The sequence below is a fragment of the Mycobacterium florentinum genome (genome assembly GCF_010730355.1).
In the GTDB taxonomy this organism is placed as follows: Bacteria; Actinomycetota; Actinomycetes; order Mycobacteriales; family Mycobacteriaceae; genus Mycobacterium; species Mycobacterium florentinum.
This window is the reverse complement of the sequence record NZ_AP022576.1, coordinates 2,098,817-2,125,415: the sequence shown is the minus strand read 5'-3', so window position 1 is coordinate 2,125,415 and position 26,599 is coordinate 2,098,817. Positions and strand designations below refer to the sequence as shown.

Annotated in this window: 29 protein-coding genes; 4 read left to right on the top strand and 25 right to left on the bottom strand. The window is 66.4% G+C overall.

Annotation, left to right across the window (positions count from 1 at the left end; genetic code table 11):
• The 19 genes from nuoF to G6N55_RS09835 all read right to left on the bottom strand — a co-directional run bounded on the left by nuoF (position 1) and on the right by G6N55_RS09835 (position 16,541).
• Positions 1–1,317, bottom strand: a complete 1,317-nt coding sequence (gene nuoF / locus G6N55_RS09925) for an NADH-quinone oxidoreductase subunit NuoF (RefSeq protein ID WP_085225775.1) — start codon at positions 1,315–1,317, stop codon at positions 1–3.
• Complete coding sequence (gene nuoE / locus G6N55_RS09920; protein ID WP_085225777.1) at positions 1,314–2,087, bottom strand: NADH-quinone oxidoreductase subunit NuoE; 774 nt, start codon at positions 2,085–2,087, stop codon at positions 1,314–1,316. The genes nuoF and nuoE overlap by 4 nt, the downstream gene beginning before the upstream one ends.
• Positions 2,084–3,409 carry an NADH dehydrogenase (quinone) subunit D gene (gene nuoD / locus G6N55_RS09915; protein WP_085225779.1) on the bottom strand — a complete coding sequence of 442 codons (1,326 nt, stop codon included), beginning with the start codon at positions 3,407–3,409 and terminating at the stop codon, positions 2,084–2,086. The genes nuoE and nuoD overlap by 4 nt, the downstream gene beginning before the upstream one ends.
• The gene (locus tag G6N55_RS09910) at positions 3,409–4,137 is read right to left on the bottom strand and encodes an NADH-quinone oxidoreductase subunit C (RefSeq protein ID WP_085225792.1); all 729 of its coding nucleotides are present in this window, start codon (positions 4,135–4,137) and stop codon (positions 3,409–3,411) included. The genes nuoD and G6N55_RS09910 overlap by 1 nt, the downstream gene beginning before the upstream one ends.
• Positions 4,134–4,688 (bottom strand): NuoB/complex I 20 kDa subunit family protein, encoded by a 555-nt coding sequence (locus G6N55_RS09905; RefSeq protein WP_085225794.1) that lies wholly within the window; start codon positions 4,686–4,688, stop codon positions 4,134–4,136. Before G6N55_RS09905 ends, G6N55_RS09910 begins: the two co-directional genes overlap by 4 nt.
• 8 nt (positions 4,689–4,696) lie before the next feature.
• On the bottom strand, positions 4,697–5,074 hold the full coding sequence (locus G6N55_RS09900) for an NADH-quinone oxidoreductase subunit A (protein ID WP_085225796.1): 378 nt from the start codon (positions 5,072–5,074) through the stop codon (positions 4,697–4,699).
• A gap of 293 nt (positions 5,075–5,367) precedes the next feature.
• Positions 5,368–5,769 carry an Rv3143 family two-component system response regulator gene (locus G6N55_RS09895; protein ID WP_085225798.1) on the bottom strand — a complete coding sequence of 134 codons (402 nt, stop codon included), beginning with the start codon at positions 5,767–5,769 and terminating at the stop codon, positions 5,368–5,370.
• A 30-nt stretch (positions 5,770–5,799) separates the two neighbouring features.
• The gene (locus tag G6N55_RS09890; RefSeq protein WP_085226997.1) at positions 5,800–6,336 is read right to left on the bottom strand and encodes a YceI family protein; all 537 of its coding nucleotides are present in this window, start codon (positions 6,334–6,336) and stop codon (positions 5,800–5,802) included.
• An 8-nt stretch (positions 6,337–6,344) separates the two neighbouring features.
• Complete coding sequence (locus tag G6N55_RS09885) at positions 6,345–6,746, bottom strand: nuclear transport factor 2 family protein (RefSeq protein ID WP_085225800.1); 402 nt, start codon at positions 6,744–6,746, stop codon at positions 6,345–6,347.
• An 8-nt stretch (positions 6,747–6,754) separates the two neighbouring features.
• Complete coding sequence (locus G6N55_RS09880; protein WP_085225802.1) at positions 6,755–7,093, bottom strand: DUF6285 domain-containing protein; 339 nt, start codon at positions 7,091–7,093, stop codon at positions 6,755–6,757.
• Complete coding sequence (locus tag G6N55_RS09875) at positions 7,090–8,073, bottom strand: phosphotransferase family protein (RefSeq protein WP_085225804.1); 984 nt, start codon at positions 8,071–8,073, stop codon at positions 7,090–7,092. The genes G6N55_RS09880 and G6N55_RS09875 overlap by 4 nt, the downstream gene beginning before the upstream one ends.
• Complete coding sequence (locus tag G6N55_RS09870) at positions 8,070–9,308, bottom strand: acyl-CoA dehydrogenase family protein (protein ID WP_085225806.1); 1,239 nt, start codon at positions 9,306–9,308, stop codon at positions 8,070–8,072. Before G6N55_RS09870 ends, G6N55_RS09875 begins: the two co-directional genes overlap by 4 nt.
• 10 nt (positions 9,309–9,318) lie before the next feature.
• Entirely contained in the window at positions 9,319–9,948 is a 630-nt protein-coding gene (locus tag G6N55_RS09865) for a TetR/AcrR family transcriptional regulator (RefSeq protein WP_085225808.1), read from the bottom strand.
• Complete coding sequence (locus G6N55_RS09860; RefSeq protein ID WP_085225810.1) at positions 9,948–10,853, bottom strand: hydroxymethylglutaryl-CoA lyase; 906 nt, start codon at positions 10,851–10,853, stop codon at positions 9,948–9,950. Before G6N55_RS09860 ends, G6N55_RS09865 begins: the two co-directional genes overlap by 1 nt.
• Positions 10,850–12,055: a CaiB/BaiF CoA transferase family protein gene (locus tag G6N55_RS09855; RefSeq protein ID WP_085225812.1), complete on the bottom strand. Its 1,206-nt coding sequence runs from the start codon at positions 12,053–12,055 to the stop codon at positions 10,850–10,852. The genes G6N55_RS09860 and G6N55_RS09855 overlap by 4 nt, the downstream gene beginning before the upstream one ends.
• The gene (locus tag G6N55_RS09850; protein ID WP_085225814.1) at positions 12,052–13,251 is read right to left on the bottom strand and encodes an alpha/beta hydrolase; all 1,200 of its coding nucleotides are present in this window, start codon (positions 13,249–13,251) and stop codon (positions 12,052–12,054) included. The genes G6N55_RS09855 and G6N55_RS09850 overlap by 4 nt, the downstream gene beginning before the upstream one ends.
• The gene (locus tag G6N55_RS09845) at positions 13,251–14,342 is read right to left on the bottom strand and encodes a homogentisate 1,2-dioxygenase (RefSeq protein WP_085225816.1); all 1,092 of its coding nucleotides are present in this window, start codon (positions 14,340–14,342) and stop codon (positions 13,251–13,253) included. The genes G6N55_RS09850 and G6N55_RS09845 overlap by 1 nt, the downstream gene beginning before the upstream one ends.
• Positions 14,343–14,510: 168 nt before the next feature.
• Positions 14,511–15,479, bottom strand: a complete 969-nt coding sequence (locus tag G6N55_RS09840) for an NADPH:quinone oxidoreductase family protein (protein ID WP_085225818.1) — start codon at positions 15,477–15,479, stop codon at positions 14,511–14,513.
• Positions 15,480–15,542: 63 nt separating this feature from the next.
• Positions 15,543–16,541 carry an acrylyl-CoA reductase family protein gene (locus tag G6N55_RS09835; protein WP_085225820.1) on the bottom strand — a complete coding sequence of 333 codons (999 nt, stop codon included), beginning with the start codon at positions 16,539–16,541 and terminating at the stop codon, positions 15,543–15,545.
• 101 nt (positions 16,542–16,642) lie between these two features.
• On the opposite strand from G6N55_RS09835, the gene G6N55_RS09830 reads away from it, so the two are divergent.
• Positions 16,643–17,875, top strand: coding sequence for a sensor histidine kinase (locus G6N55_RS09830; RefSeq protein WP_232078963.1), 1,233 nt, complete (start codon positions 16,643–16,645; stop codon positions 17,873–17,875).
• A 2-nt stretch (positions 17,876–17,877) separates the two neighbouring features.
• On the opposite strand, the gene G6N55_RS09825 is transcribed toward G6N55_RS09830, so the two are convergent.
• Positions 17,878–18,525 (bottom strand): response regulator, encoded by a 648-nt coding sequence (locus G6N55_RS09825; protein ID WP_085227001.1) that lies wholly within the window; start codon positions 18,523–18,525, stop codon positions 17,878–17,880.
• A gap of 269 nt (positions 18,526–18,794) precedes the next feature.
• On the opposite strand from G6N55_RS09825, the gene espB reads away from it, so the two are divergent.
• The 3 genes from espB to G6N55_RS09810 are packed head-to-tail and all read left to right on the top strand — an operon-like array spanning position 18,795 to position 21,661.
• On the top strand, positions 18,795–20,249 hold the full coding sequence (espB, locus tag G6N55_RS09820) for an EspB family ESX-1 secretion system-associated protein (protein ID WP_085225821.1): 1,455 nt from the start codon (positions 18,795–18,797) through the stop codon (positions 20,247–20,249).
• 27 nt (positions 20,250–20,276) lie between these two features.
• On the top strand, positions 20,277–21,134 hold the full coding sequence (locus tag G6N55_RS09815; protein ID WP_085225823.1) for an oxidoreductase: 858 nt from the start codon (positions 20,277–20,279) through the stop codon (positions 21,132–21,134).
• Entirely contained in the window at positions 21,134–21,661 is a 528-nt protein-coding gene (locus G6N55_RS09810) for an arsinothricin resistance N-acetyltransferase ArsN1 family B (RefSeq protein WP_085225825.1), read from the top strand. The genes G6N55_RS09815 and G6N55_RS09810 overlap by 1 nt, the downstream gene beginning before the upstream one ends.
• On the opposite strand, the gene G6N55_RS09805 is transcribed toward G6N55_RS09810, so the two are convergent.
• The 5 genes from G6N55_RS09805 to G6N55_RS09785 all read right to left on the bottom strand — a co-directional run bounded on the left by G6N55_RS09805 (position 21,654) and on the right by G6N55_RS09785 (position 26,599).
• Positions 21,654–22,862: an acyl-CoA dehydrogenase family protein gene (locus tag G6N55_RS09805; protein WP_085225827.1), complete on the bottom strand. Its 1,209-nt coding sequence runs from the start codon at positions 22,860–22,862 to the stop codon at positions 21,654–21,656. The two genes, G6N55_RS09810 and G6N55_RS09805, sit on opposite strands and share 8 nt — an antisense overlap.
• A 24-nt stretch (positions 22,863–22,886) precedes the next feature.
• Positions 22,887–24,284, bottom strand: coding sequence for an acyl-CoA dehydrogenase family protein (locus G6N55_RS09800; RefSeq protein ID WP_085225829.1), 1,398 nt, complete (start codon positions 24,282–24,284; stop codon positions 22,887–22,889).
• 77 nt (positions 24,285–24,361) lie between these two features.
• On the bottom strand, positions 24,362–25,144 hold the full coding sequence (gene hisN, locus G6N55_RS09795) for a histidinol-phosphatase (RefSeq protein WP_085225831.1): 783 nt from the start codon (positions 25,142–25,144) through the stop codon (positions 24,362–24,364).
• A gap of 34 nt (positions 25,145–25,178) precedes the next feature.
• On the bottom strand, positions 25,179–25,976 hold the full coding sequence (locus tag G6N55_RS09790) for a slipin family protein (RefSeq protein ID WP_085225833.1): 798 nt from the start codon (positions 25,974–25,976) through the stop codon (positions 25,179–25,181).
• A complete protein-coding gene (locus G6N55_RS09785; protein ID WP_085225835.1) occupies positions 25,973–26,599 on the bottom strand; it encodes a hypothetical protein in 627 nt (208 codons plus the stop codon). The genes G6N55_RS09790 and G6N55_RS09785 overlap by 4 nt, the downstream gene beginning before the upstream one ends.

Genomic DNA, 26,599 nt, shown 5'->3' with positions numbered 1-26,599 from the left:
TCACGCCTTTCCGTTCGCCGTCAGCATGGAGTCTCGCGGGTCGAACGGGCAGCCGCCTCCTTCGACGTGGGCGATGTACTCGTCGCGGAAGTGCTTGATCGATGACATCACCGGGCTGGCCGCGCCATCGCCCAACGCGCAGAACGACTTTCCGAGGATCGCATCGGAGATGTCCAGCAGCTTGTCGAGATCTTCGTGGGTGCCCTTGCCGGTCTCGAGCCGTGTGTAGATCTGGTCCAGCCAGAACGTGCCCTCGCGGCACGGTGTGCATTTGCCGCACGACTCGTGCTTGTAGAAGTACGTCCAGCGCTGCACCGCGCGCACCACGCAGGTGGTCTCGTCGAAGATCTCCAGCGCCTTGGTGCCCAGCATCGAGCCGGCGGCACCCACGCCCTCGTAATCCAGTGGCACGTCGAGGTGTTCGTCGGTGAGCAGCGGTGTCGACGATCCGCCCGGTGTCCAGAATTTCAGCCGGTGTCCGGCGCGGACCCCACCGGCGTAGTCGAGCAACTCGCGCAGCGTGATGCCCAGCGGGGCTTCGTACTGGCCGGGGCGGGTGACGTGCCCGGACAGCGAATACAGCGTGAAGCCAGGCGATTTCTCACTGCCCATCGACCGGAACCATTCGACCCCATTGAGAATGATCGACGGCACGCTGGCGATGGTCTCGACGTTGTTGATCACCGTGGGGCAGCCGTAAAGCCCTGCGACGGCGGGGAACGGCGGGCGCAGCCGGGGCTGGCCGCGTCGGCCCTCCAGTCCCTCCAGCAGCGCGGTTTCCTCACCGCAGATGTAGGCGCCCGCACCGGCGTGCACCACCAGCTCCAGGTCGTAGCCGGATCCGTTGATGTCGCGGCCCAGGTAGCCGGCGGCGTAGGCCTCGGCCACCGCGTTCTGCAGCCGGCGCAACACCGGCACGACTTCGCCGCGCACGTAGATGAAGGCGTGGCTGGCCCGGATGGCGTAGGAGGCGATGATGGCGCCCTCCACCAGTAGGTGGGGCGTCGCCAGCATCAGCGGGATGTCTTTGCATGTACCGGGTTCTGATTCGTCGGCGTTGACCACCAGGTAGTGCGGCTTGGCGGCCGGGCCGGAGTCGCCCTGCGGAATGAACGACCACTTCGTTCCGGTCGAGAAGCCGGCGCCGCCGCGACCGCGCAGGCCCGAGTCCTTCACGGCCCCAATCACCGCGTCGGGCTCCATCGCCAGCGCCTTCTTCAGCGCCTGGTAGCCGTCGTGACGTTGATAGGTCTCCAGCGTGAACGACTTCGGGTCGTCCCAGTAGCGGCTGATGACCGGGGTCAGCGGGGTGGTCATGATTTGCCTCCGGGAGCCGGCGGGGGTTCCATGCCCTTCTCCTTCGCCACCTGCAGCCCGGCCAAAGTGGCTGCGCCAGCGCCACCCTGGCCTTCGTCGGGGCGCTCGTCGGGGAGGCCGGCCAAGATGCGCGACGTCTCGCGGAACTTGCACAACGGAGCGCCGCGGGTCGGTGCCGCGGGCTTGCCGGCGCGCAGCGAGTCGACGAGATCGCGCGCGGACTGCGGCGTTTGGTTGTCGTAGAACTCCCAGTTGACCATCACCACGGGCGCGAAGTCGCATGCCGCGTTGCATTCGATGTGCTGCAACGTGACCGACCCGTCGGCGGTGGTCTGGTCGTTGCCGATGCCGAGATGCTCTTTGAGCGAATCGAATATCGCGTCGCCGCCCATGACCGCGCACAACGTGTTGGTGCAGACGCCGACCAGGTAATCGCCGGTGGGGCCGCGGCGGTACATCGTGTAGAAACTGCCCACCGCCGATACCTCGGCGCCGGTCAGCCCTAGCTGCTCGCCGCAGAACTCCAGGCCCGCCGGAGTCAGGTAGGAATCCTCCGCCTGGACCAAGTGCAGCAACGGCAACAACGCGGAGCGCTTGTTGGGGTAGCGGCCGATGATCTCCTTGGCGTCGACCTCGAGGCGCGCCCGGACCTCCGGCGAATACGACTGCGGCGCACCCTCGACCACGAACTGGTTGGGTTCTTCGGGCGGCGGCCCCAGCCGGATGAACACCCGCTCGCCCGAGCCGTTGCCTCCCACGGGTGCGGTCATCGGTCGACTCCGCCCATGACCGGGTCGATGCTGGCCACGGCGGTGATCAGGTCGGCGACCATCCCGCCCTCGCACATCGCGGCGACCGACTGCAGATTGGTGAAGGACGGATCCCGGTAATGCACTCGGTAGGGCCGGGTTCCGCCGTCACTGACCATGTGCACGCCGAGTTCTCCGCGGGGTGATTCCACCGCGCTGTAGACCTGGCCGGCCGGCACCCGGATGCCCTCGGTGACCAACTTGAAGTGGTGGATCAGTGCTTCCATCGAGCCGCCCATGATCTTGGCGATGTGTTCGGGCGAATTACCCATGCCGTCGGGACCTACCTTCAGGTCGGCGGGCCAGGCGATCTTGCGGTCTTCGACCATGTGCGGCCCCGGCTTCAACTTGTCCAGGCACTGCTCGACAATCTTGATCGACTCCGACATCTCCTTGACGCGAATGATGTAGCGCCCGTAGGCATCACACGTATCGGCGGTGATCACGTCGAACTCGTAGTTCTCGTACCCGCAGTAGGGTTCGCTCTTGCGCAGGTCGTGCGGCAACCCGGTGGCGCGCAGGATCGGACCGGTGATGCCCAGCGCCATGCAGCCGGCCAAGTCGAGGTAGCCGACGTCCTCGGTCCGCGCTTTCCAGATGGCGTTCTCGTTGAGCAGATCGCCCATTTCACGCAGCACCTGCTTGAGTCCCTTGAGGCCGTCGGCGATGTCGGCTTCGGCGCCCGGCGGCAAGTCCTGCGCCACCCCACCCGGGCGAATGTAGGCGCTGTTCATCCGCAGGCCGCTGATCTTTTCGAACAGGGTCAGGACGATCTCGCGTCCCCGGAAGCCGACGAACATCGGCGTCATGGCGCCCAGTTCCATACCGCCGGTGGCCAATGCGACCAGATGCGAGGAGATCCGGTTGAGCTCCATCATCAGGACGCGGATGACGTTGACCCGCTCCGGGATCTCATCGGTGATGCCGAGCAGCTTCTCGACCCCGAGGCAGTAGGCGGTCTCGTTGAAAAACGGTGACAGGTAATCCATCCGGGTCACGAAGGTGACACCCTGCGTCCAGTACCGGTATTCGAGATTCTTCTCGATTCCGGTGTGCAGGTAGCCGATTCCGCAGCGGACCTCGGTGACGGTCTCGCCTTCGATCTCGAGGATCAGCCGCAACACCCCGTGCGTGGACGGGTGCTGGGGCCCCATGTTGACGACGATGCGTTCACCGGGATCCGCGGCGCGGGCGGCCTCGACGACCTGCCCCCAGTCCTGTCCACCGGCGACCACGACAGTTTCGGCGCCGCCATCGTGCGTCGAGTCAGTGATTGTGCTCATTAGTTGTACGCTCTCCGCTCGTCGGGCGGGGGTATCTGTGCTCCCTTGTACTCGACGGGAATTCCGCCGAGCGGGTAGTCCTTGCGTTGCGGATGGCCGTGCCAGTCGTCCGGCATCTCGATGCGGGTCAGCGACGGATGCCCGTCGAAGATGATGCCGAAGAAGTCATACGTCTCGCGCTCGTGCCAGTCGTTGGTCGGGTAGATCCCATACAGCGACGGGATGTGCGGATCACCGTCGGGCACAGACACTTCCAGCCGCACGCGGCGATTGTGCGTGATCGACTGCAGCGGGTAGACGGCGTGCAATTCGCGGCCGGTCTCGTGCGGGTAATGCACGCCGTTGACACCCAGGCACATCTCGAAGCGCAGTTCGGGTTCGTCGCGCAGCCGCTGGGCGACGTGCGGCAGTGCCTCGCGGCGCACATGCAACGTCAGTTCGTTGCGGTCGACGACGACTTTCTCTATGGCGTCTCCGAATTCGATGTCGCCGGCCTTCAGTGCGTCGGTGAGCCGGTCGACCACGTCGTCGAAATAGCCGCCGTACGGCCGGGGGCTGCTGCCCGGGAGGGTGACCTCCCGCACCAGGCGTCCGTATCCGGACGTGTCACCCGATCCCGAAATGCCGAACATGCCGCGGCGCACGCTGATCACTTCTTCGTCAGGCGAGGGCACCGTGCCGCCCACTTCGTTGGCGGCTACCTTCGGGTCCTGCTCCGGTGAGCTCATCGCAGCAGCCCGCGCATCTCGATGGTGGGCCGGGCGCCCAGTGCCGCTTGCTCGGCTTCAGCGATAGCATGCTCGCGGTTCACGCCCAGCGGCATTTCCTGAATCTTCTCGTGCAGCTTGAGAATTGCGTGCAGGAGCATCTCCGGACGAGGCGGGCAACCGGGGAGGTAGATGTCCACCGGAACCACGTGGTCCACGCCCTGAACGATCGCATAGTTGTTGAACATTCCGCCGGACGACGCGCAGACGCCCATGGCCAGCACCCATTTGGGTTCTGCCATCTGGTCGTAGATCTGGCGCAGCACCGGGGCCATCTTCTGGCTCACCCGTCCGGCCACGATCATCAGGTCGGCCTGACGCGGTGTGGCCGAAAACCGCTCCATGCCAAACCGTGCGATGTCGAACCGCGGTCCGGCCGTTGCCATCATCTCGATCGCACAGCAGGCCAATCCGAATGTTGCCGGCCACAGCGAGTTCTTGCGGACGTAGCCGGCGATCTTCTCGACAGTCCCGAGCAGGATGCCGGCGGGTAGCTGTTCTTCCAGGCCCACGATTTACCTCAATCCCATGTCAGGCCGCCGCGGCGCCACACGTAGGCGTAGGCCACGAAGACCGTGAGCATGAACACCACCATCTCGACCAGAGCGAACGTTCCCAGTGCGTCGTAGCTGACGGCCCATGGATACAAGAACACGATTTCGATGTCGAAGACGATAAAAAGCATTGCGGTCAGGTAATACTTCACCGGAAACCGCTGCCCGGGCGTCGCATGCGGGCCACTCACCGACGTTTCGGTCGGCTCGATTCCACATTCGTAGGCCGCCAGCTTCGACTTGTTGTACCGGGATGGGCCGGCCAGGCTCGCGATCACGACCGAGCCGACAGCAAAGGCGGTGGCGATTCCGCCTAGCACCAGGATGGGTATGTAGACGTTCAACTCGCTCCAAGATCCGTCGTGGGCCGCCTATAAAGCGACCAGGCGGCGACCGGGCTGCTGTGACGAGCTGGGTCTGTAGCCCGTCACAGTGATCTTCAACATAGCGTTGAGGTGGCTGGGACACGTGCTCGGGGTGATGGTAATCACTCGGCTGTGGTCTTCGCCGAGTTTAGACAACAACCGACCGGCGGGCAGCCGGGAACGCCCGGCCGGCGTTGCGCGACATTCATTGAGCGGTACGGAGACAAGCGGACCGGGACGACCCGGGTCCGTTACGGAAGCGCAGCCGTGGGCTAGATGGCGGGAGCGCGCAGCAACCCGAGCACCGTGCGACCCAGCACGATCGGGTCAATCGGATGCGGCACCGCGGCCTCGGCGCGTGACCAGGTCGCCAGCCACGCGTCGTCCGGGCGACCGGTGAGCACCAGGATCGGTGGGCAGGTTTCGAGTTCGTCTTTGAGTTGTTTGGCGATTCCCATGCCGCCGGTCGGCGTCGCTTCGCCATCGAGGATGGCCAGGTCGATGCCGCCCTCATCCATGGTGCGGATCACCATCGGGCCGGTGGCCACCTCGACGTAGTTCAACTCGGGCAGATCCGGGTGCAGGCGCTTGCCCAGGGCCCGCTTCACTTTGTCGCGGGTGTTGGGGTTGTCGCTGTAGACGAGTATCCGCAGAGCGATGGTGGCGTCGGGCACGGTCCAGATGCTACTGGTGCGCGCCCGGCTTTATTGGCCGGACCGCACGAAAACGGCCTGCGCCGCCGCCTCGGCCGTCGGCGCGATCATGCCGAACTTGTTCCAGCCGATGTCAAACTGGGATCGATCGATCTTGGTTTCGCCCGAGATTTGGATCGAACCGTCACCCGCCTCGGTGACCGTGACGGGCAGCGGTACCGGCGCGGTGACGCCCTTGATGGTGAAGCTGGCGCGCAGATCCGCGGCCTTGCCCTCGGTCGGGTGCACCGCGGTGACGACGACGCTGATCTCGGGAAAGCGTTCGACATCGAAGAAATCGGCCGAGCGCAGGTGCTCGTCGCGACGGCCGATGCCGGTGTTCACCGACGCGGTGCGGATGTCGAGGCGACCGAAGACCGCGCCCGTGCCGGTGAGTTGTCCGTCGCCGGCGAACTCGGTGAAGCGGCCTTTGACGTTCACCAGGCCCCACATGTTCCTGATCTTGAAGGTCACGGCCGACCGGTCCGCAACGATGTTCCACACCCCGGCCAGGGCGGGATCGTTCAGCAGTGTTTCCAGCGTCGTCATCGTCCGTCTCACCTCATCAGCTGCGCTATTCCGGCGGGGTCGAAGTATTCGTCGATCCGGTCGATCAGACCATTTGTGCCCACCCTGATCACGATGCAAACGCGCAAGGAGATCGATTGGCCGGCATGGCCGGTGGCGTGCAGGACGTGCTGCTGGACAAAGCCGCTGATCGATCCGTCGTCGAAGAGGCGGCGGTCGAGGATCTCGTAGCGACGCTCGGTGGTCACATCGATGAACCAGTCGATGACTTTCAGCGCGCGGGCCTTGTCGTCGTCCCGGCGCGAGCCCACTCGCCACACCGCGATGTCGTCGCTGAACATTCGAGCGACCGCGGTCTTGTCGCCGGCGACGATCAACGCGAAGAGCCGGTCGGCCGTGTCGACGACGACCTCGGCAGTAGCAGCGGGCATGGCGGCTCCTATTCGCTGTCGTATCCGGGATGGGCGACCGCTAACCGATTGCGCACCAGGGTTCTCAGGCCGGCCAGGACTTCGCCGGCACGCTCGTCGAGCTCGCCGGCCCGGATGGCGGCGGCAAGCTGCTCCTCGTCGGCGAAACCCAAGCCGGCCAGCGCGGCTCGCGATTCGGCCTCGCTCTCGTCGAGCAGTTCGCGCTCGACGATGCGCAATGCGTTGGCGGCCACCCGGGAGTGGAAGTTGACCTGTCCGCTGGTCGCCGCCCGGACGTCGGTTTCCAGGAATTCGGCCACCGCAGCGACGAGTTCGGCCGCCAGCGGACGGCCGTAAGCGCCGATCACGACCGAACCTCCTCGAGCAGGTTCAGGATGTCCCACTCCGTCTCGCTCACCCGGCGACCGATCGTCGCCAGCTCGACCGAGCGGGATTGACCGCTCAAATGCCGCTCCGCCTGGAAGCGGCAGATGACACCCCAGCGCAGCGTGGCCAGCACCAGCCACCAGTGCAGCGCCGACCGGTCGACGGTGGTGCCGCTGGCCTGCTCGTAGTCGCGCACGAAGCTTTCGATACTGCCGAGGCCGCCGGCGCCGAGGCTGGCCGGTGCGCCGAACCGCCAGGCGCGGATGCAGAACCAAGCCAGGTCTTCGTACGCCTCGCCGAGGTGTACCAGCTCCCAGTCGAGCACCGCGGCCAGGTCGGATCCGTCGACGATGAGGTTTCCCATCCGGTAGTCCCCGTGCACCAGAACCCTCGCCGACGGTTGCGGGCGGTGGGCGCTCAGCCAGCGAAACGCCCACTCGAAGGTGGCGGTGGTGTCGTTCATCGCGTCGAGCCGCTCGCGGTATTCGACGAGCTGGTCCTCGTAGGCCAGGCCGGGGATCTGCGGGTCGGCCCGGTGAATGGCGGCCAGCGCCTGCGCGCATTGCCGGAGCAGCTCGGTTCGGCGGGTGTAACCGTCGGCGCCGTCGAGCTGGCGTTGGATGCGCCGGACGATGGTCTCGCCCTTGATCTCGTCGCAGACGAGAAACGGATTGCCCAGTGCGGCAGGCGAATCGTCGGCCACCAGGATGTGAGGGACCGGCGCGCCGGCAGCGGCGGCAGCGGCCTGAGCGCGGGCTTCGAGTTCCATACCCGCGTGCACCTCATCGGGTGGCCCGGTGCGCAGGATCAGCGCGCGGCGTTGGCCGTCGGTGACCGCGTCGAACGCCCACGTGCTGCGGCTGGCACCACCGGTCAGCGCGCGCAGGTTTTCGATCGTGGTGTTGGCGCCGAGTACCGGCGCCAACACCGAGGCCAGGTTGGTGTCCAGCTCCTCGGTCACTGCTTGCCAAACTTGAACAGCCGCTGCGCCACTCGGCGAATCTGAATTTCCTCGGCCCCCTCGGTGATCCGGTAGCGGCGGTGGTGGCGGTAGATGTGCTCGAACTGCTCGTGACGGCTGTAGCCGAGGCCACCGTAGACCTGCATGGCACGGTCGGCGGCGTCGCAGACCAGCCGGTTGGCGCGATAGTTCGCCATCGATACCTTGTCGGACACCTCCATGTGGTGGTCGCGGTCCAGGTGCCAGGCGGCGAATTGCACCAGCAACCGCACCATCTGCGCTTCGGTCTGCAGCTCGGCCAGCGGCCATTGCACGGCCTGGTTGACCGACAACGGCTTGCCGAACACGGTGCGCTTGGCGGCATATTCGGCGGCCCGGTCGATGCAGTATTGCGCCGCGCCCAGGCTGCTCGCGGCCTGGCGAATCCGGTTCTCGTGCAGGAACGTCTGCGCGACCTCCAGGCCGCGGTCGACCTCCCCGAGCACCGCGTCGGCGGGGATGCGCACATCGGTCAATTCGACTTCGCCGTGGTCGGTGGGCATGTTGAACGTCCACCAGTAGTAGGGGACCGTGAATCCGGGCGTGTCGGTCGGGACCAGGAACGCGGTGATACCCCGGGCTTGTCCCGGCTCGCCGGAAGTCCGGGCGAAGACCAAGTCATGGGTGGCGCGGTGCACGCCGGTGTTGAATCGCTTGGAGCCGTTGATCACCCAGCTGTCGCCATCGAGTTGGGCGTGGGTCTCCAGCCAGGTCGCATCGGATCCGTGCTGCGGCTCGGTCAGTCCGAACGCCATGGACCGTTCGCCGGTGATCAACGCCTCGGACCACACCCGGCGCTGCTCGTCGGTGCCGAAGCGCTCCATCATGATCACCTGCGGAAAGTTCCCGACGATCGACGACTCGTTCTGAAGGTCGTTGTGCAGTCCAAGCCCCTTGTGCGCCAGGTGTTCCCGGATCACGGCCATGTCGACGTTGGTACCGTCGCGGCCGCCCAGCGAGGCCGGCAGTCCGTACCGCAGCCAGCCCGCCTTGTCGGCACGCCGGCGCATCTCGGCGAGCAGCTCCTCCCACTCTTGCGTCGGGATGCCGTCGTTGTCCCAATCGGTGCGGGCATGCTCCCGGCGCTGGTCGAAATACTGGATGTTCTCGCGTTCCAGCGGCTTGATCTCCGCCTCGATGAACGCATCCATCTCGGCCAGCACACCCGGAAGATGTTCTGGGAGGGTGAAATCCACGATGATCTCCTTACACGCCGTAGAGAGTCTTCTTCCAAACCGTCGATAGGGTGGTGATGGCGTCCTCGTCGCTGATCTGGATTCCGAGACCGGACTGCCCGACGAAGACGGTGGTGAAGTTCTCGAACAGCAGCGCGATGGCCGCCGCGGTGTGTTGCGGGTTGAGCTCGTTGCCGTAGCCCTGCTCCTGGGCGCGCCGCACCGAGGCGGCGACGATGTCCATGCCGAACTTTCGAAACTCGTTCTGCACGGCCGCGAACCGCGGTTGAGTGGCGGCCAGCTGTGAGACCGCGATCATGATGCCGATGTTCTGCTTGAAGATGTTCCAGTAACCGGTGACGACCGAGGTGAAGAACGCGTTGTCATCCGCGGACTCCGGCAGGTGCACGCTCAACCCGGACGGGGCCACCACATCGTGCAGGAACGACTCCGCCAGCGCGGCCAACAGGTCTTCCTTGTCGGCGAAGTAACGGTAGAAGACCGCCGGTGATTTTCCGGCGGCCGACGTGATGTCGGCCAGCGTGGTGCCGTGAAAGCCGCGTTCGGCAAACAGTTTTCGCGCTGCCTGTTCGATGGCCTGTCTGGTCTGACGGCCTTTGGATGTCAGCGCCCGCGACGCGTCGGGGACGGGTGAGGACATCAGTTCCGGATCCGGTCGCCGGCGCGCAGCAGCGCGCTCGGCAGGTCATGGCCGACAGCCGATTTCGCGACATCGGCGGCGGCGATCGCGGCCTGCAGGTCGACGTCCACGTCGATGCCGCTGTCGGTCAGCAGGTAGACCAGGTCCTCGGTGGCGATGTTGCCGGTGGCGCCCGGCGCGAACGGGCAGCCGCCCAGCCCACCGACCGAGGAGTCCAGCCGGGTGACGCCGGCGGTGACCGCCGCGTACGCGCTGGCCAGCCCGGCGCCGCGGGTGTTGTGGAAGTGTGCGCCCAGCGGCAGGTCGCCGATCACCGGACGCAGTTGGGCGATCAGCGAACTCACCCGGCCCGGGGTGGTGGTGCCGATGGTATCAGCGATCGACAGGCGGTCGGCCCCGCGGTCGCGGGCGGCCGCGGCGATCTCCAGCACCCGCTGCGGTGGGGTGGGGCCTTCGAACGGCGAATCCCACGCGGTGGCGATGACAACCTCGACCGTGACCGGAAAGCCAGAGTTGCCGTGCGCGATCGCGAGGATCTCGTCGATCTGGTCGGTGGCTTCCGCGCTGGTGCGCCCGACGTTGGCCTTGCTGAACGTATCGTCGGCGGCCACCACGTATTCGATCGACCGCAGTCCGGCCCCAACGGCGCGCTTGGCGCCGTTGGGGCTGGCGACCAGGGCGGAGAATTCGATGTCGGGGTAGTTGTGCAGCTCGGCGGCGAGTTCGGCGGCGTCGGCCATCGACGGCACCTTCGTCGGGGACACGAACGCGGTGACCTCGACCTCGCGCACGCCGGTGGCGGCCACCGCGGCGAGCAGTTCCAGCTTGGCGGACAACGGGATTGGCTTTTCGATCTGCAGCCCGTCGCGCAGAGCCACCTCACGGATATCGACGTGCAGGTTCACAGCACCCCCTCACCGCGCAATGCCTCGAGCTCCTCGGCGGTCTTGCCCAGCAGCCCCGCGTAGACGTCGTCGTTGTGTTGTCCCGGGCAGGCGGGCCCGGCGCAGCGGACGCTGCCCGGCGATTCCGACAGCACCGGAATAACACCGGGCCCCAACACATTGCGTTCGATGCGTTCGTCGTAGTGCTCGACCAGCATGCCGCGCGCCCGCAGCTGAGGGTCGTCGACGACCTCCGCGACGGTGTTGATGGGACCCGCGATCACGCCTGCGGCAGAAAGGGTTTCGACGATGTCGCCGGGCTGGCGCTCGGCAGCCCACGCGCCGATGATCTTGTCGAGCTCGTCCTGGTTGCGCCCGCGCGCGGTGTGCGTGGCGAACCGGTCGTCGCCGGCCAGCTCGGGGCGGCCCATCGCCGCGCACAGCCGGGCGAAAACGGTGTCCTGGTTGGCGGCGATCACCACCCACGAATCGTCGGCACTGCGATAGATGTTGGACGGCGCGATGCCTTCCAGCCGGGTGCCCGACGGTCCGCGCACCACGCCGCCAACGTCGTAGTCGGGGATGGTGGATTCCTGGATGGCCAAGCATGATTCGGTCAGCGCGACGTCGACGACCTGTCCCCGCCCGGTCACGCTGCGGCGGTACAGCGCGGCCAGCGCGCCCTGGGCGCCGAACATGCCGGCCAGGCTGTCGCCGAGGGAGAGCGCAATCCGGGGTGGTGGTCCGCCGGGAAAGCCGTTGAGGTGCCGCAATCCACTGGCGGCCTCGGCCACCGAGGCGTAGCCGGCCTTGTGGGCGTCGGGCCCGGTCTGCCCGTAGCCGGACACCCGGACCAGGATGATGCCGGCGTTGCGCGCGCTGAGCACGTCGTAGCCCAGGTCCCACTTCTCCAGCGTGCCCGGACGGAAGTTCTCCACCACGATGTCGGACTTCTCGACGAGCTCGAGGAACAGCTCGCGGCCCCGCGGCCGGCGCAGGTCGAGCGTGATGGCCTTCTTGTTGCGCGCGGCCACGGTCCAGAACACGTGGTGCCCCTGGTGTTCGGCCTGGCCCCAGTAGCGCAGCGGGTCCGGGGCGCCCGGCGGCTCCACCTTGATGACGTCGGCGCCCATGTCGCCGAGCAGGCGGCCGGCGAACGGACCCGCGATCAAGGTGCCCAGCTCGAGCACCCGGATGCCGTCCAGCGGTCCGCTTGGGGTCATTCGGCGCTCGCGAAATCGTGCCGGACCAGCCAATCGGTGACGATGTCGACGGCCTGGCGCAGTTTGTCGCGCTGGTCCGGGCCGGCGTAATAGTGTGTGGCGCCGGGGATTTCGTGCATCTCCTTGTCGGGATGCCCGATCGCCTCGAATAGCCTCCGGGTGTGGCTGGGTGTGCAGGCGTCGTCGGCCAGGTTGCCGATCACCAGCGCGGGGATCGCGATGTCGCGCCCGCAGTCCACGCCGTCGCCGCGGGCTTCGTCGTAGCTCCATTGCGACAGCCAGCCGCGCAGCGTCGAGAAGCGGGCCAGCCCGACCGGGCTCATGTTCACCACCCGCGGGTCGCCCAGATAACAGGTGCCCGGCGTGCGCTCATTGGGGTCGACGGTCGGATCCAGCCAGCGGGGGTCGGCCATCGTGCCATGCACGACGAATCCGAACTCGTCGTCGGGGCGGCCCTGAGCGGTCAATTCAGCCAGTTTCTCTTTGGCCCATGCGGTGATGCGGCGGTTGCGGTCAATCTGCGCTTGACGGTACCGGGCCAGGAATTCCTCGGTGTAGGGCGGCTGGTTGGGGTTGTCGGGGTTGTAGAGATCCAGCTCGGGATCACGCTTGGTGGGATCGGATTCGTCGAGGATGGACGCGTCGAGCCATTCGGTCAGCGTGCCGTGCCGGCTGATGTGCGCGGCCAGCAGCATGATGCCGTCGGCGGCGGGCAGCTCCAGCTTGGTGAGGTCCGGCCCGTCGCCGGTCGGGCTCGACGTGATCGTCGCGTGCTGGGCCTGCTGCTGGTAGAACACCGACAACGAGCCGCCGCCGCTCCACCCGGCCAGCACCACCTTGGCGTAGCCCAACCGGTTCTTGGCGTCCGTGATGCACTCGCCCAGATCCTCGACGACCTTCTCCATCAGCAGCGCCGAGTCCGTGCCGCGGAACCGGCTGTTGCAGTAGATGACGTGGTGGCCGGCCCGGGCCAGCGCGTTGATCATCGGCAGATAGGCGCCGCCGCCGATCGGGTGCATGAACACCAGCACAGTGTCCGACGGCTTGTCTTTCGGCTTGAGCAGATAGCTCTCCAGCACGGTGATCTCGGCCAGCCCGCCGTAGACGTCGCGGACGCCGGAATTGTTCTGGAAGGCAACCAGATACGGGATTCGTTCGTAGTCGTGCTTGACGGATCGCTTCACGGCTTGACTCATCAGTGTTGTCCTAGATCGTTGGCCAGTACTTCGGGTGACGGTGTCAGTCGCCGGCGGGTGTCGACGGCGATGACCTGCCAGTCGACGCGCGAATGCTCGTCGAACTTGCGGCGTGCTCGTTCGCGCGCCTTCTCTGGTGCGCCGTGGTGAACGCCTTGCGGCGCATGGGTAATCAGGCCCGGGGGCATCGGAATGCCGTAGAGCGAGCCGCCGTGAAAGAACGCGATTTCATCGTAGTCGACGTTGCGGTGATACCAGGGCGTGCGTTCGGTGCCGACGACACCCTCGGCGGGCTTGGGCAGGAAGTTCATCACGTACACGCCGGTCGCCTGCATGAATAGATGCACCGTCGGCGGCAGGTGGACGCTGTCGGAGGTGATCACGTTGTAGTCGTCGATGTTGAAGGTGAACGCGAAGTTGTCGCCGCGCCAGCCTTCGACGTCGAGTGGATTATGTTGGTAAACAAGCGTTGTCGGACCGCCCTCGTGAACGAGGCGGACCTCGTACTCGTCGCGGCCGTCGTCCTCGATCGGAGCCGGTTCGGGAATCGTGGCCTGCGACGGGTCGAACGGGAAGTGACGGCCCAGCGGGCCGGGCGGCGGCACCCGGAACTCGTCGGTGGCCTCGATCATCAGCAGCGTGGTTTCGCGATCCGGCACCTGGCGCCAGGTGCACGCCTTCGGGATGTAGACCCAGTCGCCCTCCCGGTAGCGCAGCGGACCGAACTCGGTCTCCAGCAGCCCGGTGCCTTGGTGGACGAAGGACAGCAGATCGCCGTCGACGTGGCGGGCGAAGTAGGGCATCGGCTCGTGGCGGCGGCTCAGCAGTACCCGGCAGTCGTCGTTGCTGAACATCAGCAGCGGTCCACCTTGGGCGTCGGTGGCGTCGCTGGGTTTGAGCTCGCTGGACAGCACGTCGACGGGGCGCAGCGGTCCGGACGCCCGGTAGGCGGTGGGGTCGTGGCGGCGGTAGATGTTGGCGGTACGCCCGGTGAATCCGCCGCGGCCCAGCTCGTCGTCCTTAAGGCCGTCGAGGTCGGCGTGCAGGCGATGCGGTGTCTTGCCTTTGCGCAGGTGAACGAAGGATTCCATGGGTGACACTCCTCGGAGCTGACGACAAAACTGAAAGTGACATTACTTTCTCTTTTGGGCGTGCACAAGGGTGAGGCCGTGCTTGCGGTCCTGGTGCCGAGACTTAAGCCATTGCGGACCGCGACGGCGTGTCGTCGCAGACGTTTAAGTGTCGCGGATCAGATGGGGTCAGCGGACGCGCAGGACGACTTTTCCTTTGGCGGTGCGGTTCTCCATGGACGCGACCGCGGCGGCGGCTTGTTCCAGCGGGTACACCTCCGGCTGCGGCGCGGCCAGCTGCCCCGAGGCGAGCAGGCGCTCGAGTCCGGCCCACTGCTCTTCCAGTGATCCGGGGTGTGTTCCCGCCCAGGCGCCCCAACCGACACCGACAACGTCAATATTGTTGAGCAGCAACCGGTTTACCTTGACGGTGGGGATCTCGCCGCCGGTGAAGCCGATGACCAGCAGCCGCCCGCCCGCGACCAGCGAGCGCAGCGAATCGGTGAACCGGTCACCGCCGACCGGGTCGACGACCATGTCGACGCCGCGGCCGCCGGTCAATTCCTTGACCGCGTCCTTGAAGCCCTCGGCCAACACCACGTCGGTCGCGCCTGCCGCGGTGGCGATCTGGGCCTTCTCCTCGCTGCTGACCACCGCGATGGTGCGCGACGCTCCGAGCGCCGGCGCCAGTCGCAGTGTCGAGGTCCCGATCCCGCCGGCCGCGCCGTGCACCAGCACGGTTTCGCCCGGTTGCAGGCGGCCGCGCACCGTCAGCGCGAAGTACATCGTCAGGTCGTTGAACAGCAAGCCGGCGCCCGCCTCGAAGCTCACGTTGTCCGGCAGCTTGAACGCCCGGTCGGGGGCGAGCACCGCGACCTCGGCCATGCCTCCGCTGAGCATTGTCAGACCGACAACCCGATCGCCGGGCTGCACATGCGCGCCGTCCGGCGCCGATCGAACGACCCCGGCGATCTCCGCTCCCAGGATGAACGGCGGGTCGGGCCGGTATTGATAGAGGCCGCGGGTCAGCAGCGCGTCCGGGAACGCGGCACCGGCGGCGTGCACCTCGACGACGATCCCGTCGCCGGTGGGTTCGTCAACCTCGCCCACCTCGATCGCGTCTGGACCATCAAGCCGAGTCACGCGTGCTGCGCGCATGTTGCCTCCGTTGTAGATAGGGCCGGAAGCCTCCGGCCGGCGCTCGAATAGCCTACTGCCAGCTCAGAATCCGCCGGCGACACGTACCACCGCGCGGCCGGAGTAGCTGCCCGCGCGCAGCTGATCCAACACGCCGACGACGTCCTTGACGTCGACGTCGCTGGTGACCGAGTCCAGGTGCCGCGGCTTGAGCGAGGCGCCGAGCAGCGCCCACAGCTTGCGGCGCCGCGCGATCGGCATCAGCACCGAATCCATGCCGAGCAAGGAGATGCCGCGCAGGATGAACGGCATCACGGTGGTGTGCAGCGCGGGCCCGCCGGTGAGGCCGCTGGCCGCCACCGCGCCCCCGTATTCGACGGTGCTGAGCACATCGGCCAATGTCGCGCCCCCGACGCAGTCGACCGCGCCCGCCCATCGCGCCTTGGCCAGGGGACGAGGCTTGGCGTCGGGATCGGCGGGTAGCCGGCCGATAATCTCTTTGGCGCCAAGCTCTTTCAGCATTCCGGCGGCAGATTCTTTACCGCTGGAGGCGACCACCTGGTAGCCCGCGGCGGCGAGCATGTCCACGCTGACCGAGCCGACACCGCCGGAGGCGCCGGTGACCACGATCTGCCCGTCGTCGGGCGCGATGCCCCAATCGATCAGCGCCTGCACGCTCATCGCGGCGGTGAAGCCGGCGGTTCCGATGGCCGCGCCCTCGCGCGGGCTCAGCGCGCCGAGTGTCACCACCTGATCGGCCGGCAGCCGCGCGTACTCGGCGTAGCCGCCGTGGTGGCCGGTGCCGATCTGGTACCCGTGGGCCAGCACCTTGTCACCCACGCTGAAGTCCGGCGACCGAGACTCGACGACCTCGCCGGTGAGGTCGATGCCCGGCACGATCGGATAGTCGCGCACGACGCCGCCCCTGGGCGTCAGCGCCAGCGCGTCCTTGTAGTTGACGCTGGAAAACAGCACCCGGATCGTCACTTCACCGGGCGGCAGGTCGGACGGGCTGAGCGTCTCGACCGACGCGGTGATCCGGTCACCATCCTGACGGGCTACCAACGCCTGAAAAGTGTCCATACGACGACGTTAGCCCTGACCGATGCCGAGCTTTCGCTTGGTCGCTTTTCGGTCGCCCGTATAGCCTTTGACGAGTCACAACACGAGTCAGAGGATGGCAGTTGAAGCCGTCACGCGAAGTCTCGGCCAACGACACCGAGATCACCGGCACGGAGCTGGACGCGGTGTTCCGTGAACATCGTTGGCGTTCACTGCGAGTCGTGTCGGTGCAGCGGATGGTCGTCGTGATCATCATGATCGGGGCCGTCGTGGTCCATACGGATTACCGTGCCCCGAGATGGGCTCCGGACGATGCGGTGGCCGTGGGTTATGCCCTCATTGCGTTGAGCGTGCTGATTCTGGTGTATTCCTCCGCAAGCCGGTCGATGGCGACGGACCGCACGCTGTTCATCCTCGCGATGGTTGACGTGGTGGCGATTGTCGGCTTCAAACTGTTGTCACCCGGTGGGCACATTCCGCTGTTGTTGATGGTGTTGGTGCCGCGCATGGTTTCGCTGGACCTATCGGGACGGCGCGCCACCGTGGGCCTGACCTTTGCCTTCGCCGCATTCACCGTATCGATACTTCAAGACCCCGTCATTCCGCATCAACTGGGCTGGCCGAAGACCTTCGTCATCGTGCTGATCTACGGATTCCTATGTGGCACAGCGCTACATGCCGTCCTCTTTCGCCGGCGATACGTTGCCGAACTGGCCCGAATCACCGCTTCGCGGGAGGCGCTGCTCGCTGAGACGATGGCGGCCTCGGAGCGGGAACGGCGAGAGATTTCGGAAGCGATCCATGACGGGCCGCTGCAAGACGTCCTCGCGGCCCGGCGCGACGTCGTCGACTTCGCCAAGAAATCTCCGGCCGAGCCACTGCACCGTGCGGTCGCCAGCCTCGACGACGCGTCCCGGCGATTGCGGGAGGCAACCTTCGAGCTTCATCCGGCCGTGCTCGAGCAGGTCGGGCTGGGTGCCGCGGTCGAAAAGCTGGCGACCGCCACCGCCGAGCGCTCGGGCGTCACGATCACGACCGAAATCGACTGCCCACGCAGAAATTCAATCGACCCAATGGTTTTCGGTGTGGTCCGCGAACTGTTGGCAAATGTGGTCCGGCATTCCCAGGCCAATCACGCGTCGGTGAAGCTCAATGTCGACGATCACGTCTGCCGTCTCGATGTGGCGGACGACGGCATCGGGATAACGGCTGATGCGATGATGCGCCGCCTCGCCGAAGGACATATCGGTCTGGCTTCGCAACGGGCGCGGGTGGAAGCAGCCGGCGGCACGCTCAAAATAGTCGACGTTGCGTCGGGAGCCCACATCTGCGTCGAATGGCCGCTGCAGCGCTGAGTTCACTCCAGCAGCCGGCGCCGCATCGCCTCGGCCACCGCCGCTCCCCGGTCGGAGACGCCGAGCTTGTCGTACAGGTTTTGCACATGGGTCTTGACGGTGCTGGGCGCCACGACGAGGCGTGCCGCAATCTGGGGGACGGACAAGCCTTCCGCGATCAGTCGCACCACCTCGCTCTCGCGTGGGGTCAACAACGCGGAATCACCGCGGGCTCGAAGTTTCACCTCACCCGCCAGCGCCCCCGCTAATTCTGTAGGCAGATACGTCGCACCCTTCTCGCATTTGAGCACCGCTGCCACGATCTCTTCGCTGTCGGAGTCTTTCGTCAGGTAACCCGCGGCGCCTTCGGCCAGGGCCTGGTAGATCACCGCACTGTCGTCAAAGGCACTGAGCAACATGACACGGGTGTCCAAGCCGTCGCGTACCACCGCTCGGACCACGTCGAGTCCGTCGAGTTCGGGCATCTTGTAATCGATCAGGGCCACCCTGGGCCCTAGATCGCGGATCGCGGTCAGGGCCGCCCGGCCGTCGGCGACCTCAGCGATCACCTCGATCCTTCCGCTCGACTTCAGTGCCCGCACGACGCCTTCCCGGGTGACCGGGTGGTCATCGGCGACGATCACTTTGACGCGGTCTGGTTGATGTGACATCGGCTGCTCCACGGGCCCTCGGAGATGTCGTCTGCGCTCGCCGCCTGGGCGGGCGCGTCCTCATTCTTGCTTGGCCGGGTCTGCCGGGAGGTGGTTTGCGCCAAGCGGCTGCGCGCCTTCCTCCCCCAATAGGGGGAGGACATCTCATCCCCCGAACCCCACTTTTGCGCGAGAGACCCCAGCCGCCTGCGCCGGAATAGTCCTAGGTGATCACGCCGAAGCAGCCAAAACGCCAATACAAAACATCCGCGCAGAGGAGATGAGCTGCCATGACACAGCCGCAGGCGCTCAATGTGGAATACGCCGAGCTGATCGCCCGGGCCAACGAAATCGAGGAACTACTCCCTCCCATTCCGTCCGCCAACCCGGTGGCGCCGTGCGGCCTTTCGATGGCCTCGGACGCCGTCACGCAACTCGGGCTTTCCGCCGACTCAATCCGGCTGTACCTGAAGGGCTGCGAGCGGGAATGGAAAACCCTCGCGAAAACCCTGCGGAATGCGGCCAAAGCCTACGAAGAGGTCGATGAGGGAGCCGCGGACGCCATGAACGACGACCGCCCCATGCCGGCTTCCGTCGGCGGAAATGGCCTAGTGTCGGCCTCCGACGACTCGGACATGCCCTTTGACCCGCCCGCACCCCGGCCGGCGCCGCCGGTCGCGGTTGACCCTTACTACGAGGTCAGGCAGGCGACGATGGCGATCGAAGCCGGCGACCAGGGTGCGACGTGCAAGGCGTTCGTCCAGGAATGGCACGCGTTCCAGTTTGCGCTGCAGCAGGTTGCTTCCCGGTTTCGCCCGTTTACTTCCTGGGAGGGTGACGCGAGGACGGCCGTCGAGCAAAATTTCGAACTACAACGGCAGTGGATAGCTTCGATGGTGCAATTGTGCTGCTCGCTTCGCGACCAGGCCAACGACATCGTCGACGCCCAGGAAAAGATCCGGCCCGCCAGCGGGACAGCGACCCAGGATTTCGATGGAAACTATCTCATTCCCGAAGAGCACCCCGGGCCAGGTGACATCTTGTTTGTCGAAAACACCTACAAGACCGGTGTGGAATGCAAAATGCAGGCCCTCATCGACACCTCGATTGAGTGGTACGCAATTCTGCAGAAAAAGTCGGAGACGGCGCTGCGGTTTTACCGCGACAAGACGGTATTGCCGCCGCTGAACCCGCCGATGTTCCCGACCGCGGCCGGGGCGGCAGACGCGGTCGACTTCAACGGCCGAACCGGTATCCCAGACGGTGTCGACCCCGGGAACCTGGCGGATGAACTGGCCGGCGGCCTCCCGGGCGCCGGGATGCCCACACTTCCGAGCGCCGGGATGCCGGCGATGCCCAACGCATCGATGCCGACCGCTGTTCCGCCGCTTCCCGCGGCCGGCAAAGGCCTGCCGAAAGGGGCGCAGGTCAAGCCGGCCTCGGTCGGGGGTGGCGGGGTCGGCGTGCCGAGCCTGCCGAAGCCGACGTGGGCGCCTGCGGGAGCGCCATCGGGGGCCGGCCCGGCGGCGCCGGGCGTGGGCCCGGGCAAGGTCGCGGTCCCGGCCGCGTACGCCGCGCTGAATGGGACGGGCGCAGGTATGGGCGGCGGCATGCCGATGGGCGGTCAAGGCGGTCAGGGGCAAGGCGCCGGCAAGGGCAAACGCGTGCAAACCGAGGACGAAGCGCTCTACACCGAAGAGCGGGCATGGACGGAAGGCGTCATCGGCCGACGCCGTGCCTCGTGAACCGGAGCACGCCGTTAACCTCACCGTATGGATTCCTTTCCGCTTGGCCGCTATTCGGTTGCCCGTGTCGGGTTTGGGGCGATGCAACTGCCCGGTCCTGGTGTGATGGGGCCGCCGCGCGATCGGGACGAGGCCTTAGCGGTGTTGCGCAGGGCCGTCGAACGCGGCGTCAACCACGTCGACACCGCCCAGTTCTACGGCCCCGACGTCGCCAATGAGCTCATCCGCGAGGCGCTGCACCCGTACCCGGAGAACCTGGCGTTGGTGAGCAAGGTCGGCGGGCGTCGCGACGACGCCGGCGCCTGGCTGCCGATCGAGGAGCCGGCGGACCTGCGCCGCGACATCGAGACGAACTTGCGGACGCTCGGCGTCGACCAATTGGCCGCGGTAAATCTGCGTCTGTTCGAGAGCGACGCCCCCGACCAGCTGTTCGACGATCAGCTCTCGGTCATGATCGAGGCCCGTGACGAGGGACTGATCGGTGGGATCGGGCTCAGCAACATCAACCGCGAGCACCTGCTGCATGCCCTGGATCGCACCGAGATCGCTTGTGTGCAAAACGCTTTCAACCTGATCCACCGGGACTCCGCCGCGGTGCTGGAGGAGTGCACCCGGCGCGGAATCGCGTTCGTTCCGTTCTTCCCGTTGGGCGCGGCGTTCGTTCAGCCGAACCCGGTGCTCAGTCATGAGCTGGTACAGGGTGCCGCCAAGCGACTCGGGCGCACACCCGCGCAGGTCGCGCTGGCGTGGACGCTGAGTGTGGCGCCCAACGTGCTGCTGATTCCGGGTACCTCCTCGCTGAGGCATCTCGAGGAGAATCTGGATGTCGCTTCGATCGAGCTCGACGGGGACACCCGCGAGCAACTGAACGCAGTCGCTGCCTGATGCGCGTTCGACGCGCGACCGCGGCCGACGCCGCGGCGTGTGCGGAAATCTATCGGCCCTACGTGCTGGACACCGCGATCTCGTTCGAGACCGACGCGCCGACGGCGCCGGAGATGGCCGAGCGCATCGAAAGGGCGCTGGCGATGCACGAATGGCTGGTGCTCGAGGCGGACGGAAAAATCGTCGGCTATGCCTATGCGCAACAGTTCAATCCGCGTGCTGCCTATCGGTGGGCGGTCGAGACGACCGTCTATCTCGCCCAGGATCGGCGACGCGCGGGTGGCGGCCGGATGCTCTACACCGAATTACTACATCGGTTGGCGGAGAGGGGTTTTCGTCAGGCGTTCGCCGGCATTGCGCAACCCAACGAGGCCAGCAATGCGTTGCATGCGGCGTTCGGCTTTGCGCCGGCGGGTCATTACCGGCGGGTGGGGTGGAAATTGGGCGCCTGGCACGACGTCGCGTGGTGGCAGCTCGACCTGCTCGGGCGCGACGACGCCGGCCCGCCGCGTCCGATCGCTACTTGAGTTCGGCGGACGACAGACCCAGCAGCCGGCGGGCGACCACCAGCTGCTGAATCTGCTGGGTGCCTTCGAAGATATCCATGATCTTCGAATCGCGTGCCCACTTCTCCAACAGCGTTTGCTCCGAATAGCCTGTGGTACCGGCTAATTCGACCGCCTTCAGGGTGATGTCGGTGCCCACCCGGCCGGCCTTGGCCTTGGCCATCGACGCTTCTTTGGAGTTGGGGATCTTGTTGTCGGCTTGCCACGCCGCACGCAGCGTCAGCTGGTAGCTGGATTCCCAGTCGGCTTCCATGCGCAGGAATTCGGCCGCCGCGGCGGATTGGGCGTGTGCGGGCCGGTCGTAGTCGATCTCCACCCCGGCCTCGGTCAGGATCTTGCGCAGTTCCTCCAAGGCGGCCCGGGCGATTCCGATGGCCATGCCGGCGACGACCGGCCGGGTGTTGTCGAAGGTCTCCATGACGCCGGAAAACCCTTTGCCCGATTCGATTTCGGGATTGCCGAGCAGGTTGTCCTTGGGGACGCGCACGTTGTCGAACCGAATCACCGCGGTGTCGGAGCCCTTGATGCCGAGCTTGTGCTCCAGTCGCTCGACGCTGACGCCGGGATGTTCGCGCGGCACGATGAACGACTTGATGGCCGGGCGACCCTGCGACTTGTCCAGCGTCGCCCACACCACGATGTGCGTGGCGCGCGAACCCGCTGTGACGAAGATCTTTTCGCCGTTGATGACGTATTCGTCGCCGTCCAGCTTGGCGGTCGTCGACACCGCCGCCGAGTCGGATCCGAAGCTCGGCTCGGTGATGGCCATCGCGGCCCAGACCCGGCCCAGCCGGTTGAGCTGCTCGTCGGTGGCCACACCGCTGATCGCCGCGTTGCCCAGGCCCTGATACGGGATCGACAGCATCATCGCCGCGTCGCCCCAACTGGCTTCCAACGTCTGCAGCACCGCCGCCATGTTGGAGCCGTTGCGGTTTTCTTCCTTGCTCTCGCTGCTGCGGAAGGCCTCGGCCCCGGCGAGCCCCACGGCATTGGATTCGGCGGCTCCGGAGAACAGGCTCGCCAGCGTGTCCAGCTCCACCGGATAGGCGTGCTCGTGCACGTCGTACTTGCGGGCGATCGGTCGCATCATTTCCGCGCCGGCCTGGTGCGCCTTGTCGATCACCGCTTGCATCTTGCGGGGCAGTTCCAGATTGATTGCCATGATTGATCTTTCGCTAGTGCGGAGCTAGATGACTACGACGCCCTCGGCGACCCCGATGGCCCGCAGGTCGCGGTACCACCGTTCGACGGGGTGTTCCTTGGTATAGCCGTGGCCGCCGAGCAGTTGCACGCCGTCAAGGCCGATCTGCATGCCCTTGTCGGCGCCCAGCCGCTTGGCCAGTGCCGCTTCGCGGACGAACGGAAGGCCCTGCTCGGCACGCGCCGCGCCGCGCCAGGTGATCAGCCGCAGCCCGTCGAGCTCGATGGCGATGTTGGCGCACATGAACGCCACGGCCTGACGGCGGGCGACGGGCTCGCCGAATGCCTCGCGTTCTTTCACATACGGGATGACGTAGTCGAGGACGGCGTGTGAGGTGCCGACGGCCAGCGCCGCCCAGCCCAGCCGGGACAGCGCGATCGCTTCGGAGTAGTCCTCACCGGTGGCGTGGTCTTCGCCCAGCCGGGCATTCAGTGGCACCGAGACCCCGGTGAGCTCGAGCTGGCCCAGGGCAGCCGCACGAATTCCCATGCTCGGATCCGCTTTGACGGTAAGGCCTTTGGCGCCCGACTCGACGATGAACAGCGCCGGCTTGCCGTTCAGTTGCGCTCCCACGACGAACAACTCGGCGTCGGCCGCAGCCGGGACCAACGACTTCACGCCGTCGAGCCGGTATCCGCTCGGCGTGCGCACCGCGGTGGTCTTCAGCCGGGTGGGGTCGAACAGCGGTTGTGGTTCGGCGATGGCCACGCAGGCCTGTGGGACATTCTCGCCGGCGAACTCGGGCAGATAGGTGGCCTGCTGATCCGCGCTGCCCCAGTGGGTCAGCGCCGATGCCACGCCGCCCGGCGCCAGGATGGGCAGCGCCAAGCCCATGTCGCCGTAGGCCAACGCCTCGGCCACCAGCACGTTGGTCACGCTGGAACGATGCGCGGCGATGCCCTCGAAGTCCTCGGGGATGTTGATGGCGGTGATGCCGAGTTCGGCGGCCTTCGCGATCAGGTCGGGCGGGTAGCTTGCCGCCTCGTCGGCGTCGGGCGCCGCGGGCCGCAGTACCTCTTCGGCGAATTCCTCGAGGGTTTCGACAATCATCTTCTGTTCGTCGTCGGGCCTCAGGTCGTAGTAGTCCTTGCCGCTGGACTTCAGCCGGGTGGGCCCACTGCGCAGGTTCTGGACCCGCTTGAACTGCCGGGACGCGGCGCCGGCGGTGGAGAAGATCGTCTTGGTGCCATAGCGCAGGCCCCGGTTCAGCGGGTCGCGCAGATGATATTTGTCCAGAAACTCACGGCCGACGAGCGGGGTGAGCACCGCCAGGGTGATGTCAATCCCGGTGCGTCGGTGCGGTTGCAGCCCGACACCGGTCTTGCGGCCGCGCCGTTTTTTGCGCGGGCTGGAAGTATCTGAGCCGGAGACAGTGTCCGTCATTTCAGCAGCCTCTGTAGTTGGGGCGATGCAGTCGAGAACCTATCTTACTCCGGAGTAAGATAAAGAGCGCTTGTTAGCTAGTTCACACCGAGGCTGCGCAGTACTGGCTCGTGTAGCAGGCCGTTTGTCGCTACCGCATCGCCGCGGTGTGGACCCGCGACGCCGTCCAGGCCGGTGAACGTTCCGCCCGCCTCGCGCACCAGAATGTCGAGCGCGGCCAGATCCCACACCGAGACTTCCGGTTCGGCCGCGATGTCGACGGCCCCCTCGGCGACCAGGCAATACGAGAAGAAGTCGCCATACGCGCGCACCCGCCATACTGCGTCGGTCAGCTCGATGAAGCGGTCCCGCAGGCCGCGTTCGGCCCAACCCGACAGGCTGGAAAACGACAGACTCGCCGAATCCAGTTGCGCCACCGAGGAAACCGACAAGCGTCGCGGCCCGGCGCCGTCGACCGAGACGAAGGCGCCCTGGCCGCGCGACGCCCACCACCGACGTTGCAGCGCAGGTGCACTCACGACGCCGACCACCGGGACGCCGTCGTCGAGCAGTGCGATCAGGCTGGCCCACACCGGAACCCCGCGCACGAAGTTCTTGGTGCCGTCGATCGGGTCGATGATCCACTGCCGGCCGGTGAATGTGGTGGTCCCGCCGAACTCCTCGCCGACGACGCTGTCGTCGGGCCGCTCGCGGCCCAGCACCTCACGTACCTCGGCCTCGACCGCCCGGTCTGCATCGGTGACCGGGGTCAGGTCCGGCTTGGTGTCGATCCGCAGGTCGAGCGCGCCGAACCGGTCGCGGGTCAGTGCGTCCGCACGGTCGGCAAGCGTCATCGCCAACGCGAGATCGTCCTGACTCATGCCAGCAGTCCTACCACGGCGCTCGCGGCGCCCGTCATCCCCGGTGATTGAAGTTGTCGACGACACCCTTCAGCGCCTCGGGGTTGCGCAGAAACGGCGTGATGATATCGACCGGGAGGGGAAACACCACTGTCGAGTTCTGGTCGGCTCCCAGCTCCAACAGCGTTTGCAGATACCGCAATTGCAATGACGCCGGGCTCTTCGACAGCGTCTCGGCCGCTTCGCGCAGCTCCTCGGAGGCCTGCAGTTCCCCGCGAGCGTTGATGACTTTGGCGCGGCGCTCACGCTCAGCCTCCGCCTCGCGGGCCATCGCCCGCTGCATGGACTCGGGTATCTCGACGTCCTTGATCTCCACCACCCGAACCTCGACGCCCCACGGCTCGGTCATCTTCTCGATGATGGTGCGCAGGTCACTGTTGAGGTCTTCGCGGTGTGCCAGCAACGTGTCGAGATCGGCGCGGCCCAGCAGCGAACGCAGCGTTGTCTGGGCGATCTGCGACGTGGCGACCGCGTAGTTCTCGACCGCCAGAATCGCCTTCAACGGGTCCATCACCTGGAACATCACGACGGCGTTCACGCGGGCCGGGACGTTGTCGCGGGTGATCACCTCCTGCGGCGGAATGGTCAATGTCACCAGCCGCTGGTCGACCCGAATCATCTTGTCCACCAAAGGGATCAGCAGCCGAAGCCCGGGATGGTAGAGCGGGCGGACATGGCCCATCCGGAACACCACCCCGCGCTCGTATTCACGCAGCACCGTCAGCGACCACCACGCAACGACGACCAGTACAACGATCATCACGACGAGAATCGCGATTGCCAGTCCAGTCACTTTGCCTTCTCCTTCTTGCCTTCCCAGCTGCCCCAGCGGGTGGAATACCGGTCGATCGCGGCGGCCACCTGGTCCTCGATCGCGGTGCGGTGCGGTAGGTGCTCGGGCGCGTTGGACGGCGTGTTCCACAGGTGGCGGGCCAGCGGCAGGCCCAGCGCCACCACGACCAGAATCGTTCCTGTCAGCACCAGCAGATCGCTGACGGAATGGTTGGCCACCAAGGTGGCCAGCGGTAGGATCACTCCCAATGCGGCTACGCAGCAAGCGATCCCGCGGTGGAACCGTCCGGCATCCGAATGCGGCCACGGGTCGATATCGCGACTGATCTCGCGGCCGTGATCCGACGTCGTGCAATTCGCTTTGACCGGGCAGCTGTTACACACCACGGGCAAAGCGCGGTACCGCATCACCCGGTGTTTGGGATCGAACGAGCTCGGCCACAACCAGTGATCCTGTGGGCACACCCATGCGTCGTGGTCGGGGCGGTATACGAATTGGCCGGTGCGCCACCCCGCCGCGCGCGCCGACGCGTGCCGGGCCATCGCGTCGAAGCTCCAGCCGATGGCCACCAGTGCCAGGGAATACCCGGCGATCAGCCACACCGACGTGGCCGGCGGTGACAT

Coding starts and splice junctions, on each gene's coding strand:
- nuoF (WP_085225775.1), bottom strand. CDS start 1,317: ATGACCACCCCGCTGACCCCGGTCATCAGCCGCTACTGGGACGACCCG.
- nuoE (WP_085225777.1), bottom strand. CDS start 2,087: ATGACCGCACCCGTGGGAGGCAACGGCTCGGGCGAGCGGGTGTTCATC.
- nuoD (WP_085225779.1), bottom strand. CDS start 3,409: ATGAGCACAATCACTGACTCGACGCACGATGGCGGCGCCGAAACTGTC.
- G6N55_RS09910 (WP_085225792.1), bottom strand. CDS start 4,137: ATGAGCTCACCGGAGCAGGACCCGAAGGTAGCCGCCAACGAAGTGGGC.
- G6N55_RS09890 (WP_085226997.1), bottom strand. CDS start 6,336: ATGACGACGCTGGAAACACTGCTGAACGATCCCGCCCTGGCCGGGGTG.
- G6N55_RS09885 (WP_085225800.1), bottom strand. CDS start 6,746: ATGCCCGCTGCTACTGCCGAGGTCGTCGTCGACACGGCCGACCGGCTC.
- G6N55_RS09865 (WP_085225808.1), bottom strand. CDS start 9,948: ATGTCCTCACCCGTCCCCGACGCGTCGCGGGCGCTGACATCCAAAGGC.
- G6N55_RS09855 (WP_085225812.1), bottom strand. CDS start 12,055: ATGACCCCAAGCGGACCGCTGGACGGCATCCGGGTGCTCGAGCTGGGC.
- G6N55_RS09850 (WP_085225814.1), bottom strand. CDS start 13,251: ATGAGTCAAGCCGTGAAGCGATCCGTCAAGCACGACTACGAACGAATC.
- G6N55_RS09845 (WP_085225816.1), bottom strand. CDS start 14,342: ATGGAATCCTTCGTTCACCTGCGCAAAGGCAAGACACCGCATCGCCTG.
- G6N55_RS09840 (WP_085225818.1), bottom strand. CDS start 15,479: ATGCGCGCAGCACGCGTGACTCGGCTTGATGGTCCAGACGCGATCGAG.
- G6N55_RS09835 (WP_085225820.1), bottom strand. CDS start 16,541: ATGGACACTTTTCAGGCGTTGGTAGCCCGTCAGGATGGTGACCGGATC.
- G6N55_RS09825 (WP_085227001.1), bottom strand. CDS start 18,525: ATGTCACATCAACCAGACCGCGTCAAAGTGATCGTCGCCGATGACCAC.
- espB (WP_085225821.1), top strand. CDS start 18,795: ATGACACAGCCGCAGGCGCTCAATGTGGAATACGCCGAGCTGATCGCC.
- G6N55_RS09815 (WP_085225823.1), top strand. CDS start 20,277: ATGGATTCCTTTCCGCTTGGCCGCTATTCGGTTGCCCGTGTCGGGTTT.
- G6N55_RS09810 (WP_085225825.1), top strand. CDS start 21,134: ATGCGCGTTCGACGCGCGACCGCGGCCGACGCCGCGGCGTGTGCGGAA.
- G6N55_RS09805 (WP_085225827.1), bottom strand. CDS start 22,862: ATGGCAATCAATCTGGAACTGCCCCGCAAGATGCAAGCGGTGATCGAC.
- G6N55_RS09800 (WP_085225829.1), bottom strand. CDS start 24,284: ATGACGGACACTGTCTCCGGCTCAGATACTTCCAGCCCGCGCAAAAAA.
- hisN (WP_085225831.1), bottom strand. CDS start 25,144: ATGAGTCAGGACGATCTCGCGTTGGCGATGACGCTTGCCGACCGTGCG.
- G6N55_RS09785 (WP_085225835.1), bottom strand. CDS start 26,599: ATGTCACCGCCGGCCACGTCGGTGTGGCTGATCGCCGGGTATTCCCTG.